Consider the following 21,250-nt stretch of genomic DNA (forward strand, 5'->3'; position numbering starts at 1 on the left):
GCGAAGCCTCTCCGGGGGATCCTCGTCCCCGGTCGAAGTGAAGGCGGTGCGTCAGTGTCTGACTCCCGGAAGGCCCTGAGGGGGTTTTCCGGTCACAGTGGCGGGACCGCACCGGATTCGCACCGGTTTCCTGTCCTGCACCGCCTGGGACAACCCGGTCAAGTCTGCCAGATGCCGCGTTTACCCCTCCCGGTGGGCCGTGGTCACGCCGCCGGTCGGGCGAACCACCGGCCCGGCGCGAGCGCCACCGAGGCCGTCGCTGACGGGTGCGGGGCCGGGACCAGCGATGATGGAGCCATGAGCGACACGCGGCCGGCCCCCCGTCACAACCTCCGCTTCACCGACCTGGAGGGCGAGGCACCCCCGAGCCCCGCGGGCCACGCCCGCCGCAGCCACTCCGGCGCGACCGTCGTGACCTGCGCCTGCGGCCTCGACACGGGCGCCCTCCCGAGCGACGACGCCCGCCTCGTGTACGAACAGCACCGCCACCAGATCCGCGACGAGGCGGACGGCAAGAGATAGCCCTGGCGCGGGCTCAGGCGCACTCGGCACCACAGTCGGGAACGCCGAAGGCCCCCGTCCCGCGCGTGGTGCGCGGGACGGGGGCCTTCGGGTTTTCCCGTGGCAGGGGCGGCAGGAGTCGAACCTGCGACCTACGGTTTTGGAGACCGTTGCTCTGGCCAGCTGAGCTACACCCCTTCGGTGGGACCAACCATGACACGGCTCGGCCCGAAGATCCACCGAATTCCTGGGTCAACTGAGCGGAATTTCAGATGCCTTCCAGGCGCCCTGCGCGTGGAGCCCTTCCACCAGGCGGGTGTTTCCGCTGGTCAGGGCGATGTCCAGCGGGGTCGCGCCGTCATGGCCGAGCCAGTTGATGTCCACCCCTTGAGACAAGGGGTACTCCGCCGTGGACAGCCGGCCTCCGTGACAGGCACCCCAGAAGGCGCTGGTGTTCTCCCGCGGCGATTCGCGGTCGGCCCCGGGGAGGGTCCGCCCCGGCCGCCCGCCCACCCCTGGACCCAGGAGCCACAGCAAGCGGAATCAGCCACAAGTTACCTCGACGCGTGTAGTGACTTACCAGGCGTTCGACAGTAGAACTTGTTCCCACTCCGTCGAGAGTGAGGAAGGTCACATGAGTGACAAAAGCCTGAACAGCAAGGTTTCTGACGGTGTCTCACGGCGCGGATTCCTTGCTGGAACTGGTTCCATTCTTGGAGCCATGGCCCTGGCCGTGAACACCGTTCCCGCCCGGGCCGCCACCACCGCCGCGGCCGCGGCCTCCGACACCCCCATCGGCTCCGGCGCCCACGTCCCGGTGCTCGTCATCGGCTCCGGCTACGGCGGCTCCGTCGCGGCGCTGCGCCTCGCCCAGGCGGGCGTCGACGTCCACATGGTGGAGATGGGCATGGCCTGGGACACCCCCGGCAGCGACGGCAAGATCTTCGCCAACACCACCAAGCCCGACTACCGTTCGTACTGGCTGCGCACCAGGACCAAGGCGCCGCTCAGCAACTTCCTCGGCTTCCCCATCGACAAGGACGTCCCCCGGTACACGGGCATCCTGGACGCCGAGGAGATGGGCGGGATCATCGTCTACCAGGGCCGCGGCGTCGGCGGCGGCTCGCTCGTCAACGGCGGCATGGCCGTGACGCCCAAGCGGCAGAACTTCTCCGCCATCCTGCCCACGGTGGACGCGGAGGAGATGTACAGCACCTACTACCCGCGTGCCAACGCCGCTCTCGGCGTCGGCCTCATCGACCCCAACTGGTTCGAGACGGTGGACTGTTACCAGTTCGCCCGCGTCGGCCGCAAGCACGCCCAGCGCTCCGGATTCCCCTTCGTCTTCGTCCCCGACGTCTACGACTGGGACTACATGAAGCAGGAGGTGGCCGGCACCGTCCCCAAGTCCGCGGTGGACGGCGAGATCCTCTACGGCAACAACGCCGGGAAGAAGTCCCTCCAGCAGACCTACATCGCGGCCGCCAGGGCCACCGGCAAGGTCACCGTCTCCCCCCTGCACCGGGTCACCACCGTCTCCCCCTCGGGCGGTGGCGGCTACACGGTCGCCATCGAGCAGCTGAACACCACCGGCGACACCGTCGCCACCAAGACCGTCACCGCCGACCGGGTGTTCTTCGCCGCCGGCAGCGTCGGCACCAGCAAGCTGCTGGTCCGCCTGAAGGCGACCGGCGCGCTGGCGAACCTGAACGGGGAGATCGGCAAGGGCTGGGGCGACAACGGCAACGTCATGTGCGGCCGGGCCAACCACATGTGGGACCCCACCGGCAAGGTGCAGGCCTCCATCCCCTGCGGCGGCATCGACAACTGGGACGCGGGCGGCGCCTTCGCCGAGGTGGCCCCGCTGCCGACGGGGATCGAGACGTACGCCTCCTTCTACCTCTCGATCACCAAGAACCCGAACCGCGCCCGGTTCACCTGGAACGCCGCGGCGAACAAGGTGGAGCTGGACTGGCAGACGGCCTGGAAGCAGCCGTCCATCGACATGGCGAAGACCATCTTCGACAAGATCAACTCGAAGGAGGGGACGATCTACCGGACCGACCTCTTCGGCACCAACAAGATCTGGGGCGACCACCTCACCTACCACCCCCTCGGCGGGGCGGTCCTGGGCAAGGCCACCGACAACTACGGCCGGCTGCACGGGTACTCGGGTCTGTACGTCATCGACGGAGCGCTGATCCCCGGCAACACCAGCGTGAACCCGTTCGTGACGATCACGGCGCTCGCCGAGCGGAACATCGAGAAGATCATCGCCACCGACCTCTGACGGCGGCGGCCGGGTCCCGGTGCCGCCCGGACACACCGGGCGGCACCCGGGCCCGTTCAGTGGCCCGGCAGGACGCAGACGCTGTCGAGGCCCAGCACATGGTTGAGCCGGCCGAAGGCGAGCCAGGACCCGATGCTCATGCTGAGCTCGACGATCTCCACCTGGCTGTAGTGCGCGGTCATCCGCTCCCAGAACTCCTCGTCGAGGTTGTGGTGGTCCAGGGCGTACCGCTCGGCGTACTCGGCGGCCAGCCGGGTGCGGTCGTCGAAGTCCTCGGTGGTGCGCCACTCGGTGACCGCTTCGGCGAACCCCTCCTCGACCTTCTCGCCGTCCCGGTCGGTGCGCCAGTCGAGGCAGAAGACGCAGCCGTTGATCTGGGCGACGCGCAGCCGGGCGGCCTCGAACTCGCGCAGGCCCAGGGTGGTGTGGGCGTAGACGGAGAGGGAGAAGTTGGCCGCGGCCATGCCGATGCCGGGGACCAGGTCCCCCCACACGTACTCGATCGGGTGCTGACCTTCGGGAACGTCGATCCTCATGGCTGCTTCCTTCCGAGTTTGCCGACTGCGGGACGCAGCGGGACGTCGAGCGCGTCGTAGAGTCCGGGTTCCGCCGCGACGAGCCAGTCGATGGCGCCGACCAGCCGGCCGACGGCGGTGGCGTTGCCGCCGGCGGAGCGGTTCTCGCCCTCGTCGGTGGCCTCGACGGTGACCTCGATGCGGGGGCGGCCCTCGATGACCACCCGGTGGGCCCCGGCCCCGTCCGGCGGGGTGGGCCAGTCGGGGGCGCAGGAGGGGTGGATGCGGGTGACGTGTTCGATGACGATGCGGGCTTCGCCCTCGACGATGCCCTGCACCTCGAAGCGGATGGCGCCCTGGGTGCCGGCCTCGAACTCCCCCATGGTGCGGGTGGTGACGGTGGTGTCCAGGGCGCGGCGCTGCGAGGTCTCGCGGATCTCGTCGAGTTCGACGCCGAGGGCGCGGGCCATCATGCGGATCTGCCCTCCCCACACCATGGTGGGGACCGAGGGCATGAGCATCATCGGCTCGAAGTCCATGGGCTGGCCCATGCCGACCAGGTAGCGGACGGAGTCCGGCTGGTCGTACGTGGAGTAGTCGAAGATCTCCTGGCAGCGGATCACGTCGACGGTGGTGCCGAGTCCGCTGAGCAGCAGGGGCAGGACGTCGTTGCCCCAGCCGGGGTCGACGCCGGAGGCGAAGAGGGAGCCGCCGCCCTCCGCGACGGCCGCCAGCACGGGGTCCCGGAACTCGGGCGGGGCGTTGCGGTGGTCGTAGAGGGGGTAGAGGGCGGGGCTGACGACGACGGCTCCGGCCGCGACCGCCCGCGTGATGTCGGCGAGCGCGTCGTCGGGGCGTACGTCCCCGGACGCGGCGTAGACGACGGCGGCGGGGCGGGCGGCGAGCACCGCCTCGGCGTCGTCGGTGGCGGCCACCCCCAGCAGGCGGTCCAGGCCCGCGAGTTCGCCCGCGTCGCGGCCGACCTTGGCGGGGTTGTGGACGATGACGTGTACGAGTTCGAGCGCCGGGTGGGCCTCGACGGCGCGGATCGCCGCGCGGCCGACGTTGCCGGTGCCCCAGACCACCGTGGGAATCATGCGCGGAGGGTAACGAGGGGGCCCGGAGGTGCCCAGAGCCGTGAACGATGTTTTTCGGACGGACAGCCGGCCGGGCGGAACCCGGGGTGAGCGCCCCCTTGACCCAGCTGGTCCAGACCAATAGTTTCCGGGTGGGGCAGCCCACGCGCTCCCGCACGACGCGCGCGTACCGGCACCGCCCACGCGTTCCCGCACGGCTCAGGAGCACCACTCCCCCGCATCCGCAAAGGAAGCCCATGCGCCGCAGCACCTTCGGCAGGCTCGCCGTCGCCGCCGCCTGCTCCCTCTCCCTGCTGACCGCCTTCGCACCCGGCGCCGCCGCCGGGACCAGCGGGGCCGAGGGCGGGGCGGGCGGCCACGGCCGCGCGTACAAGAAGGTCGGGTACTTCACCCAATGGGGCGTCTACGGGCGCGACTTCCAGGTCCAGGACCTGGAGGCGAACGGCACCGCCGCCAGGCTCACCCACCTCAACTACGCCTTCGGCAACGTCAGCGCCGAAGGCAGGTGCTTCACGGGGAGCGTGCCGGGCGAGGCCGACGCCTGGGCCGACTACGTCCGCCCGCTGGACGCCGCGAACTCCGTCGACGGGGTGGCCGACACCGCCGAGCAGCCCCTCGCGGGCAACTTCAACCAGCTCCGCGAGCTCAAGGCCGAGCACCCGGGGCTGAAGGTGATGATCTCGCTCGGCGGCTGGAGCTGGTCCACGCACTTCTCGGACGCGGCCCTGACCGCCGCCTCCCGCAAGGAGTTCGTGCGCTCCTGCCTCGACCTCTACATCAAGGGCAACCTGCCGCAGGACGGCGCCCGGGGCGGGGCGGGCGCCGCCGCCGGGCTCTTCGACGGCATCGACCTCGACTGGGAGTGGCCGGGCTCGGCCGGGGACAGCGACACGAAGTTCCGGCCGGAGGACAAGCGCAACTTCGCGCTGCTGGCGGAGGAGTTCCGCGCCCAGCTCGACGCCTACGGACGCCAGCAGCGGCGCACCTACGAGCTGTCGGCGTTCGTCCCGACCGCCCCCGCCAAGATCGACGCGGGCTTCGACGTCCGCCGCATCATGCGCTCCCTCGACTTCGTCAACCTCCAGGGCTACGACTTCCACGTCTCCGTCGAGAAGAGCACCGCCCAGCAGTCCGCGCTGTACGCCCGCGAGGACTTCAGCGTGGACGGCACCGTACGGGCGTGGGAGCGGCGCGGGGCGCCCGCGCGCAAGCTGGTCGTGGGCATGCCGTTCTACGGACAGGGCTGGACCGGGGTCACCGGCGGCGGGGACGGCATGGGCCAGCCGGCGACGGGCCCGGCGCCGGCCGCCTGGGCGGACGGGTACGCGGACTACAAGGAGCTCAAGGCCCTGGCCGCGTCCGGAAGTTACCGGCTGCACCGCGACGCGCGCGGCGGGCACGCCTGGCTGTTCGACGGCAGCACCCTGTGGACGTACGACGACCCGCAGGTGCTCCGCACGAAGGCCCGGTACGTGCGCGAACAGGGCCTGGGCGGCGCCATGTTCTGGTCCCTGGACGCCGACACCGCCGACGGGGAGCTGACGGCCGCGGTGGACCAGGGCCTGCGCGGCCACTGACCTGCCCGCACCAGACCTGCCCGCACCGGACCGGCGCCGCCGGGCCGCCGGGCCGCGGAAAACGGCCCGGCCCGGCGGCGCCCCACCACGTAGGCTCCCCCGATGAAGAACTCCACGGTACGGGCGGCCAACCGCCTCACGACCCGCTGGGCCGCGGTGGCCCCCGGCGGGGACACGGGCACGGTGTTCACGGCGGCCGGGGTGTGGCCGCTGCTCGCCCTCCTCGCGGACGGCGCGGACGGCCCGGCCCGTACGGAACTGGCCGAGGCGCTCGGCATACCCGCCGACCGGGCCGCCGCCACCGCCCGGGAACTGCTGGCCGCGCTGGACGGCGTACGGGGCCTGCGCGCGGCGACCGGACTGTGGACGAAGGCGGACCTCCCCCTGGCACCACGGTGGACGGCCGGCCTCCCCGAGGGCACCCGGGGCACCCTGAGCGGCGACCCGGACGCCGACGGCCGGGCCCTCGACGCATGGGCGGCCGAGCGGACGGACGGGGCGATCGAGCGGATGCCCGTCACCCTGCCCGAGCCGCCGGCCGACACCAGGCTGGTCCTCGCCTCGGCGCTCACCCTGGGGCTGAAGTGGATCCAGCCCTTCACCGAGATGTACGGGCTGACGCAGGAGGGCCCTTGGGCCGACCGCACCCTGCTGATGCTCCGCCGCTCCACCAGCCTCCTCGACCGAGCCGGTGTGACACGGGGTCCGGCCGGCGCGGTCACCCTCCTGCAGGTCGTCGGGAACGCCGGCGTGGACGTCCACCTGATGCTCGGCGAGCCCGGGGCCGCGCCCGGCGAGGTGCTCGCCACCGGGATCGAGGCCGCCACCCGGACGCGCCCCGTCACGGGCGCGAGCCTGCTCCCGGACGGCGAACCGGGCCCCGGGCTGTACGCGGGGACCGTGCTGGCCCTGTCCCCCGAGCCGCGCCTCGACATCCAGACGCCCGCCTTCGAGGTGCGGGCCGAGCACGACCTCCTCGGCCGGGCCCGGCTGTTCGGCCTGGAGAGCGCCGCGGACGCCCGCTCCGGCCACTTCCCCGGAATCAGCCCGGAGCCCCTCGCCGTCGGCTCGGCCCGCCAGGAGGCCCTGGGCCGCTTCCACGCGACGGGGTTCGAGGCGGCCGCGGTGACGGCGGTCGGCGGCGCGGCCGGCTGCGGCGTGCCGCCCCGGATCCGCTACCGCACCCGCCGGGTGGCGGTCCGCTTCCACCGCCCCTTCGGCTTCGCCGCCGTCCACCGGACCTCACGCCTGGTCCTGGCGGCGGGCTGGGTCACGGACCCGCTCCTCCACCCGGACGCGCAGTAGCCGCCAGCGCGGCGGTGTCGGCGAAGGACGGGACGTGCCCGGTGCCACCGCGTCCGGACACCGAGAGGGCGGCGGCCGCCACCCCGTAGGCCACCGCCCGCGCCAGCGGGTCGCCCAGTGCGAGCCGGGCGGTGGCGGTGCCGGTGAAGCAGTCCCCGGCGCCGGTGGCGTCGACGGGCGCCGGGTCGACCGGTACGGGCAGGTACGCCACCTCGCCCCCCTCGTCCAGCAGCAGCCGGTCCGCCCCGGCGGTGACCGCCACGGCGCGGGCGCCGAGCGCCCGGTAGCGGGCCGCGGCGGTGCGCGGGTCGGCGGTGTCGACCAGGGCGAGCGCGTCCGCCGGGCAGGAGGTCTTCAGCAGCCCGGTCAGCGGGGCGATCCGCGCCAGCAGTTCCCGGGCCTGCTCCCGGCCGGTGAGCCGGGCGCGGTAGTTGGGGTCGTAGGTGAGGTGCCCGCCGGCCCCGTGGACGGCCTCGGCGGCGGCGAGGACGGCCTCGCGGGCCCCGTCCGAGAGCGCGCCGGTGATCCCGCTGGTGATCAGGGACCGGGCGCCGGTCAGCAGCGGGCGCCAGGACTCGACGTGGGCCGGGGAGAGGGTGGAACCGGCGCTGTGGGTGCGCCAGTAGACGAACGCCCGGTCGCCCTCGGGGTCGGCGCACAGCAGGTACGCGCCGTTGGGGCGCGGTGCGCGGCGGACGTGGGAGACGTCCACGCCCAGTGCGGCGGCCCGGCGCAGCAGCGGGACGGTGAGTTCGTCCTCGCCGACGACGGCCAGCAGGGCGGTACGGGCTCCGGCGGCGGCCGCCGCGGCCGCCGCGTTGAGGGCGTCGCCCGAGTATGAGATCCGGGCCGGGGTGCCGTCGGCGGCCTCGTGCGGGGCGGTGTCGGCGTGGATCTCGACCAGGACCTCGCCGAGCACGAGGACGTCGTAGCGGTCCGGGGCGGGCACGGCTCAGCGCTCCCGGGCGCAGTCGGCGCAGCAGGGGCGGGCGAGCGAGGCGAAGACGGCGGCCAGTTCGGCCGGGTCCTCGGGCAGGCCGCCGCCGATGCCGACGGCGCTCGCGCCCGCGGCGAGCCATGCGTGGACCTCCCCGGGCCGGATGCCGCCGGTCGGGACCAGCAGGGCGTCGGGCAGCACCGCCTTGAGGGAGCGGACGAAGGAGGGGCCGCCGACATGGGCCGGGAACACTTTGGCGGCGCCGGTGCGGCGGGCGGCGTCGGCGATCTCCCCGGGGGTGAAGCCGCCCTCGACGAGGACGGCCCCGCGCCGGGCGGCGACCGCGCGGGCCTCGGGCGCCGGGTAGGGGGAGACGAGGAAGGCGGCGCCGGCGTCGAGGGCTTCCTCGGCCTGCGCGGTGGTGGTGACGGTGCCCACGCCGATCAGCGCGGGGCGGCCCAGCGCGTCGGCGAGCGGGGCGGTACGGGCGAGGGCCCCGGCCCAGCCGGGGGTGGAGGTGGTCAGCTCGACGGCCCGGCAGCCGGCGGCGAGGAGGGCCCGCGTGCGGCGGACGGCCGTGTCGGCGTCGGGGTCGCGCAGTACGGGCAGCAGGCGCTGGGCGGCTATGACTGCGTACGGGTGACAGGACAACGGACCCTCCGATGCGTTCCACGTAATGGAACTTGGTATCGTGTGCCGGAACCAGTGGTCCAGACCTTACACATCCGGGGAGACGGCGTGTCAACGGAGCGGGAACCGCGCACGGGCGGCCGTACCTCGGCGGCCGGTTCGGCGCTGGAGAAGTCGATGCGGATCCTGGAGGCGGTCGCGGCGCCCGGCGGCCCCCACCGGCTGACCGAGGTGGCGGCGGCCGCGGCGGTGCCGAAGTCGAGCACCCACCGGATCCTGGCGGCCCTGGCCGAACAGGGCTACGTACGCGCCGACGGGGAGGGCCGCTACGGCCCGGGCCCGCGGCTGCGCGCACTGTCCGCCGCGGTGGCGGGCGCGGAGCCCGCCGGAGTCGACGAGATCCTCCACGAGCTGCGCAGGGCCACCGGCCAGACGGTCCATCTGGCCCTGCACACCGGGGAGACCATCACCTACATCCGGAAGCTGGAGAGCGACCAGCCCTTCAGGACGGCCTCCCGCACCGGCATGCGGATGCCGCTGCACTCGACGGCCATCGGCAAGGCCGTCCTGGCCCAGCTGCCCCCGGGTGAGGTGCAGGAGCTGATCGCGGCCACCGGCCTGCCCCGCCGGACGCCGGGCACGCTCACCACCCCGCAGGCCCTCGCGGCGGAGCTTGAGGCGGTCCGCGCCCGGGGCTTCGCCCTGGACGACGAGGAGAACGAGCCCACGATCCGCTGCCTCGGCGCGGCCGTGCCCGGCCCCGGCGGGCGCCCGGCCGGCGGGGTCTCCGTCACCACCGTCACCTTCCTGGTCTCCCGCGAGGAGATCGAGTCGTACGCGCCCGCCCTGCTGGAGGCCGCCCGCGCCCTGTCCCCGCTGCTGTGAGGGCGGCCCCCGAGCGGGCGCCGAAAACTTTTTCGGGATAAGTGTTATCGGGGTCCCCCCTCGACGGTCCCCCAGTTATTGGGCATCATCGACCGCCGGTACGGACAGGGAACATCACATGAGTACACAGCACACGGCAGCACTGGTGGCAGCGGCCCGCGCGGGCGATCCCCGCGCGCAGGACGAGCTCGTCAGCGCCCACCTGCCGCTCGTCTACAACATCGTCGGCCGGGCCCTGAACGGGTCCCACGACGTGGACGACGTGGTGCAGGACACCATGCTCCGGGCCCTCGACGGCCTGGCGGGCCTGCGCTCGGACGAGAGCTTCCGCTCCTGGCTGGTGGCCATCGCGATGAACCGGGTACGGGCGCACTGGCAGGCCCGCAGCAGCGGCCCCGGAGCGAGCGGGCTGGAGGCCGCCGAGGACGTCGCCGACCCCGGCGCCGACTTCGCCGACCTGACGGTCGTACGCCTCCACCTGTCGGGCCAGCGCCGGGAGACGGCCCGCGCCACGCGCTGGCTGGAGCCCGACGACCGGGGGCTGCTGTCGCTGTGGTGGCTGGAGTGCGCCGGGGAGCTGACCCGGGCCGAGATGGCGGCCGCCCTGGAGCTGACCCCGCAGCACACGGCGGTGCGGGTGCAGCGGATGAAGGCCCAGCTGGAGTCGGCCCGAGTGGTGGAGCGGGCGCTGGAGGCCCAGCCGCCGTGCGAGGGGCTGCGGGCGATGACGGGCACCTGGGACGGGCGGCCCTCCGCGCTGTGGCGCAAGCGAATAGCCCGGCACGCCCGTGAGTGCCTGCGCTGCTCCGGCCTGTGGAGCGGGCTGGTCCCGGCCGAGGGGCTGCTCGCCGGGCTGGCGCTGGTCCCCGTCGGGGCGGCGCTGCTGGCGGGCGTACGGTCCGCCGTGGCCTCGGGGTACGCGCCCGCGGCCGCCTCCTTCGCCGACGCCGCGACCCAGCTGTCCCCGGTGGTGTCCGGCCCGGGGCGCGCCGCGCGGCGGCGCGCGGGCGACCAGGGCGAGGCCGACGGGGACGGCCCGGCCGGCGGGCGCGGGGCGGAGCGCCGGCGGCGCCAGAACCGGCGCCGGGCGGTCGGCGGCGCCGTGATCGCCGCCTGTGTGGTGGGCGGCGGCCTGGTCTACCTCGGCACGCTGCCCGGCGCCGGGCACACCGAGGCGGGTGGCGCCGCGTCCGCGTCCCCGCTGGCCGCCCTGTCGGCTCCGGACTCCGCGGCGCCCTCACCCTCCGGTTCCCCTTCGCCCTCGCCCTCGCCGTCCGCGTCCGCCTCGCCCTCCCCTTCGGCCTCCGCCTCCCCGTCCCCCTCGCCGTCCACGAGCAGCGCCTCCGCCCCGGCGCCGGAGCGGACCCGCAGCAACCCGCCCTCCCCGCGTCCCTCCGCCCCCGCTCCGGCGCCCGCGCCGCAGGGCGTGGCCGGGCAGGTGGTGGCGCTGGTCAACTCCGAGCGGGCGGCGGCCGGCTGCGGACCGCTCAAGGAGGACTCGCAGCTGCGTACAGCCGCGCAGGGGCATTCGGACGACATGGCGGCGCGTGACTTCTTCTCGCACACCAACCCCGACGGCGCCGACCCGGGCGCGCGGACCACGGCCTCCGGGTACCGCTGGTCGACGTACGGGGAGAACATCGCCAAGGGCCAGCAGACCGCGCAGTCGGTGATGGACTCGTGGATGAAGAGCCCGGGGCACCGGGCCAACATCCTCAACTGCTCCTTCAAGGACATCGGCGTCGGCATCCACCAGGGCGCGGGCGGGCCCTGGTGGACGCAGAACTTCGGCGCCCGCTGACGGACCCGCCGGGCGCCCGGCCGCGACCCGACCTGACGGACTCCGCCGCAGGTCCCCCGCTGATTCAGAATCCAGGCAAGATAGGACCTGGAGCCGAACGGGCAGATCAGCGGGGAGGAGGTGCGCGGGATGCCGAAGCGGGAGCTGCGCCCCCACCAGCGCGAGGCGGTCGACGCCGTCGTCCGCGCACTCCAGGTACCCGCCACGGGCCGGGTACCGGAGCGGGGCCTGCGGACCCAGGTGATCATGGCGACCGGGTCGGGGAAGTCCCTGGTCGCCGTGCGCTCCTCGGAGGAGCTGCGGGCCGGCCGGGTGCTGGTCCTCGTCCCGTCCCTCGACCTGCTCGTGCAGAGCGTGGCGGCGTGGCGGGAGGGCGGGCGCACCGGGCGGGCCGTCGCGGTGTGCTCGCTGCGCGGTGAGGACGCGGGGGTGCCGACCACCACCGATCCGGGTGAACTGGCCCGCTGGGGCGCCCGGCCGCTCGAGCGGGTGACCGTGTTCGCCACGTACGCCTCCCTCGGGCTCGGCACCATCGAGCGCGCGCACCTGGCGGGGCTGCCGTCCTGGGACCTGGTCGTGGTCGACGAGGCGCACCGCACGTCGGGGCGGATCGGCAAGCCCTGGGCGGTGGTCCACGACAACACGCGGATCCCGTCCGTGCGGCGGCTGTACATGACGGCGACCCCCCGGGTGTGGCGGGACGGCGAGGAGCCCGAGGAGGAGGCGCAGGCTCAGGAGGGCGGGGCCACGGGGTCCGGGGGTGAGCTGGTGGCCTCCATGGAGGACGATCCGCAAGGCCCTTTCGGTGCCCGCTGCTACACGCTGGCGCTGTCCGAGGCCATCGACCGGGGGATCTGCGCCCCGTACCGGGTGGTGTGCGTGGACGTCAGCGACCCCGGCTTCCGCGCGGCGCTGCTGCTGGGCGCGGACGGGCGCTCGGACCGGGTGCGCGGTATCCGGCTCGCCGCGCTCCAGGCGGCGCTGGTGAAGGCGGCCGCCGACCAGGGCTTCCGGCGGACGCTGGTGTTCCATCACCTGACCCGGGAGGCCGAGGCGTTCGCGGCGGGGCTGCCCGCCGTGGCGGCGCGGCTGCGGCTGACCAGCCGGGACCCGCTGCCGCCGTATCCGCGCACCGTGTGGGCGGACTGGCTGTGCGGGCAGCACACGGCGGCCCACCGGCGGCGGGTGCTGGACGCCTTCGCCGCGGACCGGGTCGCGGACAAGGCCTTCCTCGGCAGTGTGCGGGTGCTGGGCGAGGGGGTGGACACCAAGGAGTGCGACTCCGTCTTCTGGGCCGACGTACGCGGTTCCATGCCGGACCTGGTGCAGGCGGTGGGCCGGGCGCTGCGGATCCGGCCCGGCGAGGGCAAGGTGGCCTCGCTGGTGGTGCCGGTGCTGCTGGGGCCGGGCGAGACCCCCGACACGATGCTGACCTCCCGGGCGTACGGGGACCTCGCGCGGCTGCTGGAGGCGCTGCGGGCCCACGACTCCCGGCTCGTGGAGGCCCTGGCGCAGCCGCAGGCTCCGAGCCACGCGGCGGCGGGCCCGGCGGGCCGCCCGGGGACGGGCATGGGTCCGGGGCCGGACGCCCGCGCGTTGCTGAGTTTCTCCACGCCCCGTGACCCCGCCCTGCTGGCGGCCTTCATCCGGCTGCGGGTGCTCAATCCGGAGCACGCGCAGTGGCGGCGCGGGGCGGAGGCGGCCCGGATCTACGCCGCGACGGCCGGCGACCTCAAGGTGCCCTTCGGCTACAAGGTTCCCGCGACGGGCGAGGAGTGGCCGGCCGGCCTGGCGGGTTTCCCGCTGGGCCAGTGGATCGCCGACGCGCGGCGTACGTACCGCAGGGGGGCGCTGGGCCGGGAGCGGACCATGGAGCTCGACGAACTCGGCATGGTGTGGAGCCATTTCGACGTGGCCTTCGAGGAGGGGCTCGCGGCGGCCCGCGTCTGGGCGGCGGAGCACGGGCACCTGCTGCCGCCGGTGGAGGCGAGCTGGCACGGGGCCCCGGTCGGGGTGTGGATGAAGAACAACCGGGCCGCCGCCCGCCGGGAGGGGCCGGGCGCGCTGGCCCGCGAGCGGCGGGAGGCCCTGGAGGAGATCGACCCGTCCTGGTGCCCGGCGTGGGACATCGGCTGGCAGCGGGCCTTCCACCTGACGCGGGTGCACCTGGACGCGGGCGGCCGGCTGCCGCGGGCGCCGGGCGAGGTGCTGGTGCAGGGCGAGGACCTGGGGATGTGGGTGCGCACGCAGCGCCTCGGCTGGGAGCGGCTGGCGTGGGCGCAGCGGTGGCTGCTGGAGCACGCGCTGGGGCTCGCCCCGGCGACGGAGGCGGAGCGGCCGGCGCCGCGCCGCAGCCATGCCGCCGCCTGGGCGGGGCACCTGGAGGCGGCCCGTCGCTTCCACGCCCGTGAGGGGCATCTGCGGGTGCCGCGTACGCATGTGGAGCCGGTCGGCGGTCAGGAGCTGCGGCTCGGTGCGTGGATCGCCAACCAGCGCTCCCGGGCGTCCGCCTTGGCCCCGGAGCGGGTGGCGGCCCTGTCGGAGCTGGGGATGCGCTGGTCGGCGTCGCGCTGATCCGCTGTCAGTGGTGGAAGCCCGACCGGGGTTCGGCGGCGGGGACGGGCTGCGGGGTGGCGGTGAGGTGGTCGACGGCCCGGCGCAGGTCGGCGACGAGCAGGGCGATCTGGTCGCGGGTCACTCCGTGCCGGACCAGGACGCGCTGGATGACGGTGTCCTGCCGGTCGGCGGGCAGCGGGTACGAGGGCACCTGCCAGCCGCGCATGCGCAGCCGGTCGGAGAGGTCGTAGAGGCTGAAGCCCGCTCCGGCCGGGTCGGTGAGCGTGTAGGAGACGGCGGGCAGGGCGCCCTGCCCGCCGTAGAGCAGGGTGAAGGGGCCGAGGGCGGCGATCTCCCGGGCGAGGTACTGGGCGGTGTCGGCGCAGGCCTGCTGGACGCGCCGGTAGCCGCCCCGGCCCAGGCGCAGGAACAGGTAGTACTGGGCGATGACCTCGCCGCCGGGGCGGGAGAAGTTCAGGGCGAAGGTGGGCATGTCGCCGCCGAGGTAGTCCACGTTGAAGACGAGGTCGGCGGGGAGCAGGTCGGCGGTGCGCCAGACGATCCAGCCGACGCCGAGCGGCGCGAGCCCGTACTTGTGGCCGGAGGTGTTGACGGAGGCCACGCGCGGCAGGCGGAAGTCCCAGACCACCTCGGGGTGGAGGAAGGGGGCGACGAAGCCCCCGCTGGCGGCGTCCACGTGGACCGGGATGTCCCAGCCGTGCTCGGCCTGGATCCGGTCGAGGGCGGCGGCGATCTCGGCGACGGGCTCGTAGTCGCAGGTGTAGGTGACGCCGAGGATGGCGACGACCCCGATGGTGTTCTCGTCGACGTGCATGGCGAGCTGGTGGGGGCGCAGTCCGGTGGCGCCGGGTTCCAGGGGGACCTGGCGGATCTCGACGTCGAAGTAGCGGCCGAACTTCTCCCAGCAGATCTGGACGGGACCGCAGACGAGGTTGGGGCGGTCGGTCGGCCGGCCCTCGGCGCGGCGGCGTTCGCGCCAGCGCCATTTGAGGGCGAGTCCGCCGAGCATGGCGGCCTCGCTGGAGCCGGTGGTGGAGCAGCCGGCGCCGGCGGTGCCGGGCGGGGCGTTCCAGAGGTCGGCGAGGATGTTGACGCAGCGGGACTCGATCTCGGCGGTCTGCGGGTACTCGTCCTTGTCGATCATGTTCTTGTCGAGGCACTCGTTCATCAGACGGTGCACGCCGTCGTCCGACCAGGTGGTGCAGAAGGTGGCCAGGTTCTGGGCGGCGTTGCCGTCGAGGAGGAGCTCGTTGTGCAGGAGCGAGTAGACCACCTCGGAGGGTGAGTGGTCCTCGGGGATCCGGTACTTGGGGAGGATCTCGCCACTGAGGGCGGACGCGAACACGTCCGTGTCGGCGTCCCGGGCGTGCGCGTCCTTCGTCTCATGAAGAGCCATATCGGGACTATACGAGCCAGATCATTACAATCCCGGCTCCGACGACCTCAGGTGACACACAGCTTCCGGCCGACTCTGCGGTGTGACCCCGTCCATACGACCCCCGATTCACCGAAAAACTTACTGTCGGGTAGTATTTTTGATGCAGATCTTCCCGTCCGGGCCACTGGAGCCGGTCCGGACGGGAAGATCATCCAATTCGTTCTACGCACAACTTATCCGCCGATGTCCGGATAGCGGTCAACTCCTGTCATGGCCCTGATAGTTCTTCGGCCATGAACAAGATCACCCGCAGGCAGGCCTTGGGCACCACTGCCGGCGCACTCACCGTCCTCGGCATCGCAGGCGCCACCGCGCACGCAGCCGCCACCGACTCCCGCGCGGCCACCACCCCGGCCGGCACGGTCGACGAGGTGTACCAGGGCCGACGCATCCAGATAGCCCCCGCCACCGGAGGCGGCCACCACGGTGGCCACCACGGCGGCGCAGGAATGCCCACCGTCCGCATCGACGGCCGCGAACTGCACGTGATGCGCAACGCCGACGGCACCTGGATCAGCGTGGTCAACCACTACGAAACCTTCGCGGACCCCGCGTCGCTGGCCCGCGCCGCCGTGCGCGAGCTCCAGGGCTCGCAGCTTGCCCCGATGCAGATGGGTGGCACGGCATGACCGTCCGCAAGAACCAGGCCGCGCTGACCCCCGAGGAGAAGCGCGCCTTCACCAACGCGCTCCTCGAACTGAAGCGCACCGGTCGCTACGACCGCTTCGTCACCACCCACAACGGCTTCATCATGAGCGACACCGACTCGGGCGACCGGGTGGGCCACCGCTCCCCCTCCTTCCTCCCCTGGCACCGCCGCTTTCTGCTCGAGTTCGAGGCGGCTCTTCAGGCGGTGGACAAGAACGTCTCGATCCCGTACTGGGACTGGACCGCCGACCGCACCACCCGCTCCTCCCTCTGGGCCGCCGACTTCCTCGGCGGCACCGGCCGGGCCCGCGACGGGCAGGTCCTCGACGGCCCCTTCGCGTACGCGACGGGCAAGTGGGAGGTGAGCGTACGGGTCGACGGGCGCTCCTACCTGCGCCGCGCCCTCGGCGAGGGCGTGGCCCAGCTGCCCACCAAGGCCGAGGTCGACGCCGTACTCGCCATGCCGGTCTACGACATGGCCCCCTGGAACAGCTCCTCGAACGGCTTCCGCAACAACCTGGAGGGCTGGCGCGGGGCCAACCTGCACAACCGGGTGCACGTGTGGGTCGGCGGCCAGATGGCCACCGGCGTCTCGCCCAACGACCCGGTGTTCTGGATGCACCACGCCTACATCGACAAGCTGTGGGCCGACTGGCAGGCGCTGCACCCGCAGTCCACGTACCTGCCGGCCGCAGGCACCGCGAACGTGGTCGACCTGCGCGACACGATGCGCCCGTGGAACGACGTGACCCCGGCCGACATGCTGGACCACCGCAAGTTCTACACCTTCGACACCGAGCCGGCGGCCGCCCCCAGCCAGCGGTAGTGCAGCTCGGGGCGGCCGACCTGCCCGTAGCGCGGAGTGCGGTCCGCGCGGCCGGTGTCCACCAGGTGTTCCAGGTACCGGCGGGCGGTGATCCGCGAGATCCCGGCCGCCACGGCCGCCCCTGCGGAGGTCAGCCCTTCGGGCGCCGCCCGCAGCAGCGCCGCGACCCTGTCCAGGGTCGGGGCGCTGAGCCCTTTGGGGAGTTCCGCAGGACCGGGCGCGCGCAGTGCGGCGAGCGCCCGGTCCACGTCGTCCTGGCCGGCCGCCTCGCCCGCCGTCGCGCGGAACTCGGCGTAGCGCAGGAGCCGTTCGCGCAGGGTGGGGAAGGCGAAGGGCTTCAGTACGTACTGCACGACGCCCAGGGAGACGCTCTCGCGGACCACCGCCAGGTCCCGCGCGGAGGTCACCGCGATCACGTCGACGGGGTGCCCGGCGGCGCGCAGTCCGCGTGCGAAGCGCAGCCCGTGGCCGTCGGGCAGGGTGAGGTCGAGCAGCAGCAGGTCGACCCGGGTCCGCTCCAGCACCCGGGTGGCCTCGGCGAGGGAGTGGACGGCGGCCACGGCGGTGAAGCCGGGCACCCGGCCGACGTAGAGGGCGTGCGCGTCGGCGGCGACGGGGTCGTCCTCGACCACCAGCACCCGTACCTCGGGGGCGCTCACGCCGCTCCGCCCGGCCGCGCGAGCGGCAGCCGTACGGTGAACTCGGCGCCGCCGTGCGCAGGCCGGGCCGCGGCCACGTCGCCGCCGTGGCGCTGCGCCACCTGGCGGACCAGGGCAAGGCCGAGCCCCCTGTCCTCCCCCTTGCCGGACCAGCCGCGCCGGAACACGTCCACGCCCTCCGGGAGCCCGGGGCCGTTGTCCGCGACCCGCAGCAGCAGCTCCCCGGGGTCCCGGCGGACGCTCACTCGGACCCGGCCGCCGGGGACGCCGGTGAGGGCGTCGAGGGCGTTGTCGACGAGGTTGCCGAGCACGGTGACGAGGTCCCGGGCGGGCGGCAGCCCCGGCCCGCCGTCGATCGCCCCGCCGCCGGGGTCCACCACCAGCTCGATGCCCCGCTCGTGCGCCTGCGCGGCCTTGCCGAGCAGGAGGGCGACGAGCACCGGCTCGCCCACGGCGGTGACCACCTCGTCGGTCAGCGCCTGCGCCAGCTCCAGTTCGGCGGTGGCGAACTCCACCGCCTCCTCGCAGCGGCCCAGTTCGATGAGGGAGACCACCGTGTGCAGCCGGTTGGCCGCCTCGTGGGCCTGCGAGCGCAGGGCCTGGGTGAAACCGCGTTCGTGATCCAACTCGCCTGCCAGGCCCTGGAGTTCGGTGTGGTCGCGCAGGGTGATGACGGTGCCCCGGCGGCCGCCTCCCGCGACGGGTGAACTGTTGACGACGAGCACCCGCTCGGCGGTGAGGTGCACCTCGTCCACCCGGGGCCGGTCCGCGAGCAGGGCCCCGGTCAGCGGGGCGGGCAGCCCGAGGTCGGCGACGCCCGCGCCGGTGATCTCCCCCCGCAGGCCAAGCAGTTCGCGGCCCGCGTCGTTGACGAGGGTGATCCTGCGGTGGCCGTCGAGCATCAGCAGCCCCTCCCGGACCCCGTGCAGGGCCGCCTGGTGGTAGTCGTACATCCGGCTCAGCTCGGCGGCGTTCATGCCGTGGGTGTGGCGGCGCAGCCGGGCGTTCACCACGTACGTACCCACCCCGCCCAGGGCCAGTGCGCCGGCCGCCACCCAGGCCAGGGCGGAGAGCTGCGCCGCCATCCGGTCGCTGATCGCGCGGACGGTGATCCCGGCGCTGACCAGGCCGACGATCCGGCCGTCCTCCTCGGTGAGCGGGGTGATCACGCGCAGGGAGGGGCCGAGGGTGCCGGTGTAGGTCTCGCCGAAGGTCTCCCCGCGCAGGGCGCGGGCGGTGTTGCCCATGTAGAGCTCGCCGATGCGGCGCGGGTCGGGGTGGGTCCAGCGCCGCCCGTCGGGGGCCATGATCGTCACGAAGTCCACGCCCGAGTCGGCGCGGACCCGCTCGGCGTAGGGCTGGAGGACGGCCGAGGGGTCCCGGGGCGCGCTCCCCCGCGCGGCCGCCCGTACGGCCTCGCGGACGGACGGCGAGTCGGCGACGGCGTGCGCCACGGCCCGGGCCTGGCGCCGGGCGGCCTCCTCGGCCTGGTCCCGGGCGGTCGCGTACGCGAAGACGGCGCAGCCGGCCACGACGAGGGCGACCAGCAGGACCTGCATGGCGAAGAGCTGGCCGGCGAGGCTGCGGGGCGACCTGGGGAAGCGGAACATGGCGCTCAGTGTGCACCGGGCCGTGAACTCAATGAACGCAAGGGTGACCGGGGTCACAGGGTGGGCGATGGTCTCCCGGAACGCATTCACCACCAGGAGGCGACGTGGCCGCCAGGCACGACAGAACCCACTATCTCTACATCGCGGTGATCGCCGCGGTGCTGCTCGGCATCGTCGTGGGCTTCGCCGCGCCCGGCGTGGCCGTCGAGCTCAAGCCGCTCGGGACCGGCTTCGTCAACCTCATCAAGATGATGATCTCCCCGGTGATCTTCTGCACGATCGTGCTGGGCATCGGCTCGGTCCGCAAGGCCGCCAAGGTCGGCGCGGTGGGCGGGCTGGCCCTCGGCTACTTCATGGTGATGTCCACGGTGGCCCTGGCCATCGGCCTGCTGGTCGGCAACCTGCTGGAGCCCGGCAGCGGACTGCACCTGACGGAGGCGGCGCGCCACGCGGGCGAGGCGCAGGCCAAGGCGGGCGGGGCGCAGAGCACCCCGGAGTTCCTGCTCGGGATCATCCCGACCACGCTGGTGTCGGCCTTCACCGGGGGCCAGGTGCTCCAGACCCTGCTGGTGGCGCTGCTGTGCGGGTTCGCGCTCCAGGCCATGGGGGCGGCGGGCGAGCCGGTGCTGCGCGGGATCGGGCACGTGCAGAAGCTGGTGTTCCGGGTGCTCGCGATGATCATGTGGGCGGCTCCGGTGGGTGCGTTCGGGGCGATCGCGGCAGTGGTCGGCGCGACCGGCATCGACGCCCTGAAGTCCCTGGCCGTCATCATGATCGGCTTCTACACGACCTGCCTGCTCTTCGTCTTCGTCGTGCTGGGCACGCTGCTGCGGCTGTGCACGGGGATCAGCGTGTTCTCGCTGCTGCGCTACCTGGGCCGGGAGTTCCTGCTGATCCTGTCGACCTCCTCCTCGGAGTCGGCGCTGCCGCGGCTGATCGCCAAGATGGAGCACCTCGGGGTGTCCCGTCCGGTCACCGGGATCACCGTGCCGACCGGCTACTCCTTCAACCTGGACGGCACCGCCATCTACCTGACGATGTCCTCCCTGTTCGTCGCGGAGGCCATGGGCAAACCCCTCGCGCTGGGCGAGCAGATCTCGCTGCTGCTCTTCATGATCGTGGCCTCGAAGGGCGCCGCCGGGGTCACCGGGGCGGGTCTGGCCACCCTCGCCGGGGGACTCCAGACGCACCGGCCCGAGCTGGTCGACGGGGTCGGCCTGATCGTGGGCATCGACCGGTTCATGAGCGAGGCGCGGGCCCTGACGAACTTCGCGGGCAACGCGGTCGCCACGGTCCTGATCGGCACGTGGACGAAGGAGTTCGACCGCGAGCGGGCCGGGGAGGTGCTCGCCGGACGGCTCCCGTTCGACGAGAGCACGCTGGTGGACGACGGGCACGCGGCGGAGCCGGCCGGAGCCGGGGCCGCGGCCGCCGGTGTCCCCGGCCCGTCGCCGAGCCCCACGGCCGGCCAGGCGGCGGACCCGCCGGCCGGCGCCAAGGACGGGGTCCCGGCCTAGCCGGAGCACCCCCGCGCGGGCCGGCCGGCCAGGGTTCGCCCCCACGGTGCCCAGACCGGCCGGCCCGCGCACCACGACCGCAAGGAACGCCGGAACCGCCCGTGCGGGGCCGGCGTTCCTTCGCGGAGGAGCTGCTCGGTCAACTCCTCGGCGCGGTACGGGAGCCGGACACCGGGCGGCCCCGGTTCGGGACGGCCGAGTCCTCCCGGGACGACGGCGGGGCCTGGTTCGCCGGCGCCGCCCTCCACCGCGACGCACAGTTCGGCCACGCCTCCTTCCCGGCCACCCCCGCCCTGGGCCCGTGGTCCGCGCGCGCGAACTCGACCTGTCCGCCGCCACGTTCGGATCGCCCGTCGCCATCGAGGCGGCGAGCGCCGGGCTGCTGCTGTCGGTGGCCGCGACCGTCGTGGTGATGACGCTCCGAGGGCTGCCCGAGG

General features: G+C 73.8%; 18 protein-coding genes, 1 tRNA gene and 1 riboswitch. Of the genes, 10 read left to right on the forward strand and 9 right to left on the reverse strand.

All coding sequences use genetic code 11. The features are described from left to right. Nucleotides 1-31: 31 nt before the first annotated feature. Nucleotides 32-170, reverse strand: a riboswitch (cobalamin riboswitch). Between the two features lie 127 nt (nucleotides 171-297). Next, complete coding sequence (locus OOK31_RS02215) at nucleotides 298-522, forward strand: hypothetical protein (protein ID WP_267010595.1); 225 nt, start codon at nucleotides 298-300, stop codon at nucleotides 520-522. A 100-nt stretch (nucleotides 523-622) separates the two neighbouring features. Here OOK31_RS02215 and OOK31_RS02220 read toward each other — a convergent pair. Beyond that, nucleotides 623-699, reverse strand: a tRNA-Trp gene (locus OOK31_RS02220). A gap of 54 nt (nucleotides 700-753) precedes the next feature. After that, nucleotides 754-885 (reverse strand): hypothetical protein, encoded by a 132-nt coding sequence (locus OOK31_RS02225; protein ID WP_267010596.1) that lies wholly within the window; start codon nucleotides 883-885, stop codon nucleotides 754-756. A 250-nt stretch (nucleotides 886-1,135) separates the two neighbouring features. Between OOK31_RS02225 and OOK31_RS02230 the strand changes: the two genes are divergently transcribed. Further along, the gene (locus tag OOK31_RS02230) at nucleotides 1,136-2,791 is read left to right on the forward strand and encodes a GMC oxidoreductase (protein WP_267010597.1); all 1,656 of its coding nucleotides are present in this window, start codon (nucleotides 1,136-1,138) and stop codon (nucleotides 2,789-2,791) included. A gap of 56 nt (nucleotides 2,792-2,847) precedes the next feature. Here the strand turns inward: OOK31_RS02230 and OOK31_RS02235 are convergent, their stop codons facing one another. Both OOK31_RS02235 and OOK31_RS02240 read right to left on the reverse strand, forming a co-directional pair. Continuing rightward, a complete protein-coding gene (locus OOK31_RS02235; protein ID WP_267010598.1) occupies nucleotides 2,848-3,327 on the reverse strand; it encodes a carboxymuconolactone decarboxylase family protein in 480 nt (159 codons plus the stop codon). Further along, nucleotides 3,324-4,403, reverse strand: a complete 1,080-nt coding sequence (locus OOK31_RS02240) for a dihydrodipicolinate reductase (RefSeq protein WP_267010599.1) — start codon at nucleotides 4,401-4,403, stop codon at nucleotides 3,324-3,326. The genes OOK31_RS02235 and OOK31_RS02240 overlap by 4 nt, the downstream gene beginning before the upstream one ends. Before the next feature lie 236 nt (nucleotides 4,404-4,639). On the opposite strand from OOK31_RS02240, the gene OOK31_RS02245 reads away from it, so the two are divergent. Both OOK31_RS02245 and OOK31_RS02250 read left to right on the forward strand, forming a co-directional pair. Next, nucleotides 4,640-5,980 carry a glycoside hydrolase family 18 protein gene (locus tag OOK31_RS02245; protein ID WP_267010600.1) on the forward strand — a complete coding sequence of 447 codons (1,341 nt, stop codon included), beginning with the start codon at nucleotides 4,640-4,642 and terminating at the stop codon, nucleotides 5,978-5,980. A 102-nt stretch (nucleotides 5,981-6,082) separates the two neighbouring features. Next, nucleotides 6,083-7,285 carry a serpin family protein gene (locus tag OOK31_RS02250; RefSeq protein ID WP_267010601.1) on the forward strand — a complete coding sequence of 401 codons (1,203 nt, stop codon included), beginning with the start codon at nucleotides 6,083-6,085 and terminating at the stop codon, nucleotides 7,283-7,285. Here OOK31_RS02250 and OOK31_RS02255 read toward each other — a convergent pair. Together OOK31_RS02255 and OOK31_RS02260 are read right to left on the reverse strand one after the other, a co-directional pair. Next, a complete protein-coding gene (locus tag OOK31_RS02255) occupies nucleotides 7,251-8,234 on the reverse strand; it encodes a PfkB family carbohydrate kinase (RefSeq protein WP_267010602.1) in 984 nt (327 codons plus the stop codon). The genes OOK31_RS02250 and OOK31_RS02255 overlap by 35 nt on opposite strands. Before the next feature lie 3 nt (nucleotides 8,235-8,237). Beyond that, a complete protein-coding gene (locus OOK31_RS02260; protein WP_267010603.1) occupies nucleotides 8,238-8,873 on the reverse strand; it encodes a bifunctional 4-hydroxy-2-oxoglutarate aldolase/2-dehydro-3-deoxy-phosphogluconate aldolase in 636 nt (211 codons plus the stop codon). Between the two features lie 87 nt (nucleotides 8,874-8,960). Here OOK31_RS02260 and OOK31_RS02265 point away from each other — a divergent pair, with 87 nt between their 5' ends. The 3 genes from OOK31_RS02265 (at nucleotide 8,961) to OOK31_RS02275 (ending at nucleotide 14,112) form a co-directional block, all read left to right on the forward strand. Then, nucleotides 8,961-9,737, forward strand: a complete 777-nt coding sequence (locus OOK31_RS02265) for an IclR family transcriptional regulator (protein ID WP_267010604.1) — start codon at nucleotides 8,961-8,963, stop codon at nucleotides 9,735-9,737. A 118-nt stretch (nucleotides 9,738-9,855) separates the two neighbouring features. Continuing rightward, the gene (locus OOK31_RS02270) at nucleotides 9,856-11,538 is read left to right on the forward strand and encodes a sigma-70 family RNA polymerase sigma factor (protein WP_267010605.1); all 1,683 of its coding nucleotides are present in this window, start codon (nucleotides 9,856-9,858) and stop codon (nucleotides 11,536-11,538) included. 129 nt (nucleotides 11,539-11,667) lie between these two features. Further along, entirely contained in the window at nucleotides 11,668-14,112 is a 2,445-nt protein-coding gene (locus OOK31_RS02275; RefSeq protein ID WP_267010606.1) for a DEAD/DEAH box helicase, read from the forward strand. A 7-nt stretch (nucleotides 14,113-14,119) separates the two neighbouring features. On the opposite strand, the gene OOK31_RS02280 is transcribed toward OOK31_RS02275, so the two are convergent. Beyond that, on the reverse strand, nucleotides 14,120-15,511 hold the full coding sequence (locus tag OOK31_RS02280; protein WP_267010607.1) for a glutamate decarboxylase: 1,392 nt from the start codon (nucleotides 15,509-15,511) through the stop codon (nucleotides 14,120-14,122). A gap of 275 nt (nucleotides 15,512-15,786) precedes the next feature. On the opposite strand from OOK31_RS02280, the gene OOK31_RS02285 reads away from it, so the two are divergent. Together OOK31_RS02285 and OOK31_RS02290 are read left to right on the forward strand one after the other, a co-directional pair. Then, nucleotides 15,787-16,182, forward strand: a complete 396-nt coding sequence (locus OOK31_RS02285; protein ID WP_267010608.1) for a tyrosinase family oxidase copper chaperone — start codon at nucleotides 15,787-15,789, stop codon at nucleotides 16,180-16,182. Then, nucleotides 16,179-17,027: a tyrosinase family protein gene (locus OOK31_RS02290; protein ID WP_267010609.1), complete on the forward strand. Its 849-nt coding sequence runs from the start codon at nucleotides 16,179-16,181 to the stop codon at nucleotides 17,025-17,027. The genes OOK31_RS02285 and OOK31_RS02290 overlap by 4 nt, the downstream gene beginning before the upstream one ends. Here OOK31_RS02290 and OOK31_RS02295 read toward each other — a convergent pair. Both OOK31_RS02295 and OOK31_RS02300 read right to left on the reverse strand, forming a co-directional pair. Then, the gene (locus OOK31_RS02295) at nucleotides 16,982-17,686 is read right to left on the reverse strand and encodes a response regulator (RefSeq protein ID WP_267010610.1); all 705 of its coding nucleotides are present in this window, start codon (nucleotides 17,684-17,686) and stop codon (nucleotides 16,982-16,984) included. The genes OOK31_RS02290 and OOK31_RS02295 overlap by 46 nt on opposite strands. Then, on the reverse strand, nucleotides 17,683-19,296 hold the full coding sequence (locus OOK31_RS02300; protein WP_267010611.1) for a sensor histidine kinase: 1,614 nt from the start codon (nucleotides 19,294-19,296) through the stop codon (nucleotides 17,683-17,685). Before OOK31_RS02300 ends, OOK31_RS02295 begins: the two co-directional genes overlap by 4 nt. Before the next feature lie 104 nt (nucleotides 19,297-19,400). Between OOK31_RS02300 and OOK31_RS02305 the strand changes: the two genes are divergently transcribed. Further along, nucleotides 19,401-20,813, forward strand: coding sequence for a cation:dicarboxylase symporter family transporter (locus OOK31_RS02305; RefSeq protein WP_267010612.1), 1,413 nt, complete (start codon nucleotides 19,401-19,403; stop codon nucleotides 20,811-20,813). The last annotated feature ends 437 nt before the right edge of the window (nucleotides 20,814-21,250 follow it).

Origin of the sequence: Streptomyces sp. NBC_00249 (assembly GCF_026342355.1) — a bacterium.
In the GTDB taxonomy this organism is placed as follows: domain Bacteria; phylum Actinomycetota; class Actinomycetes; order Streptomycetales; family Streptomycetaceae; genus Streptomyces.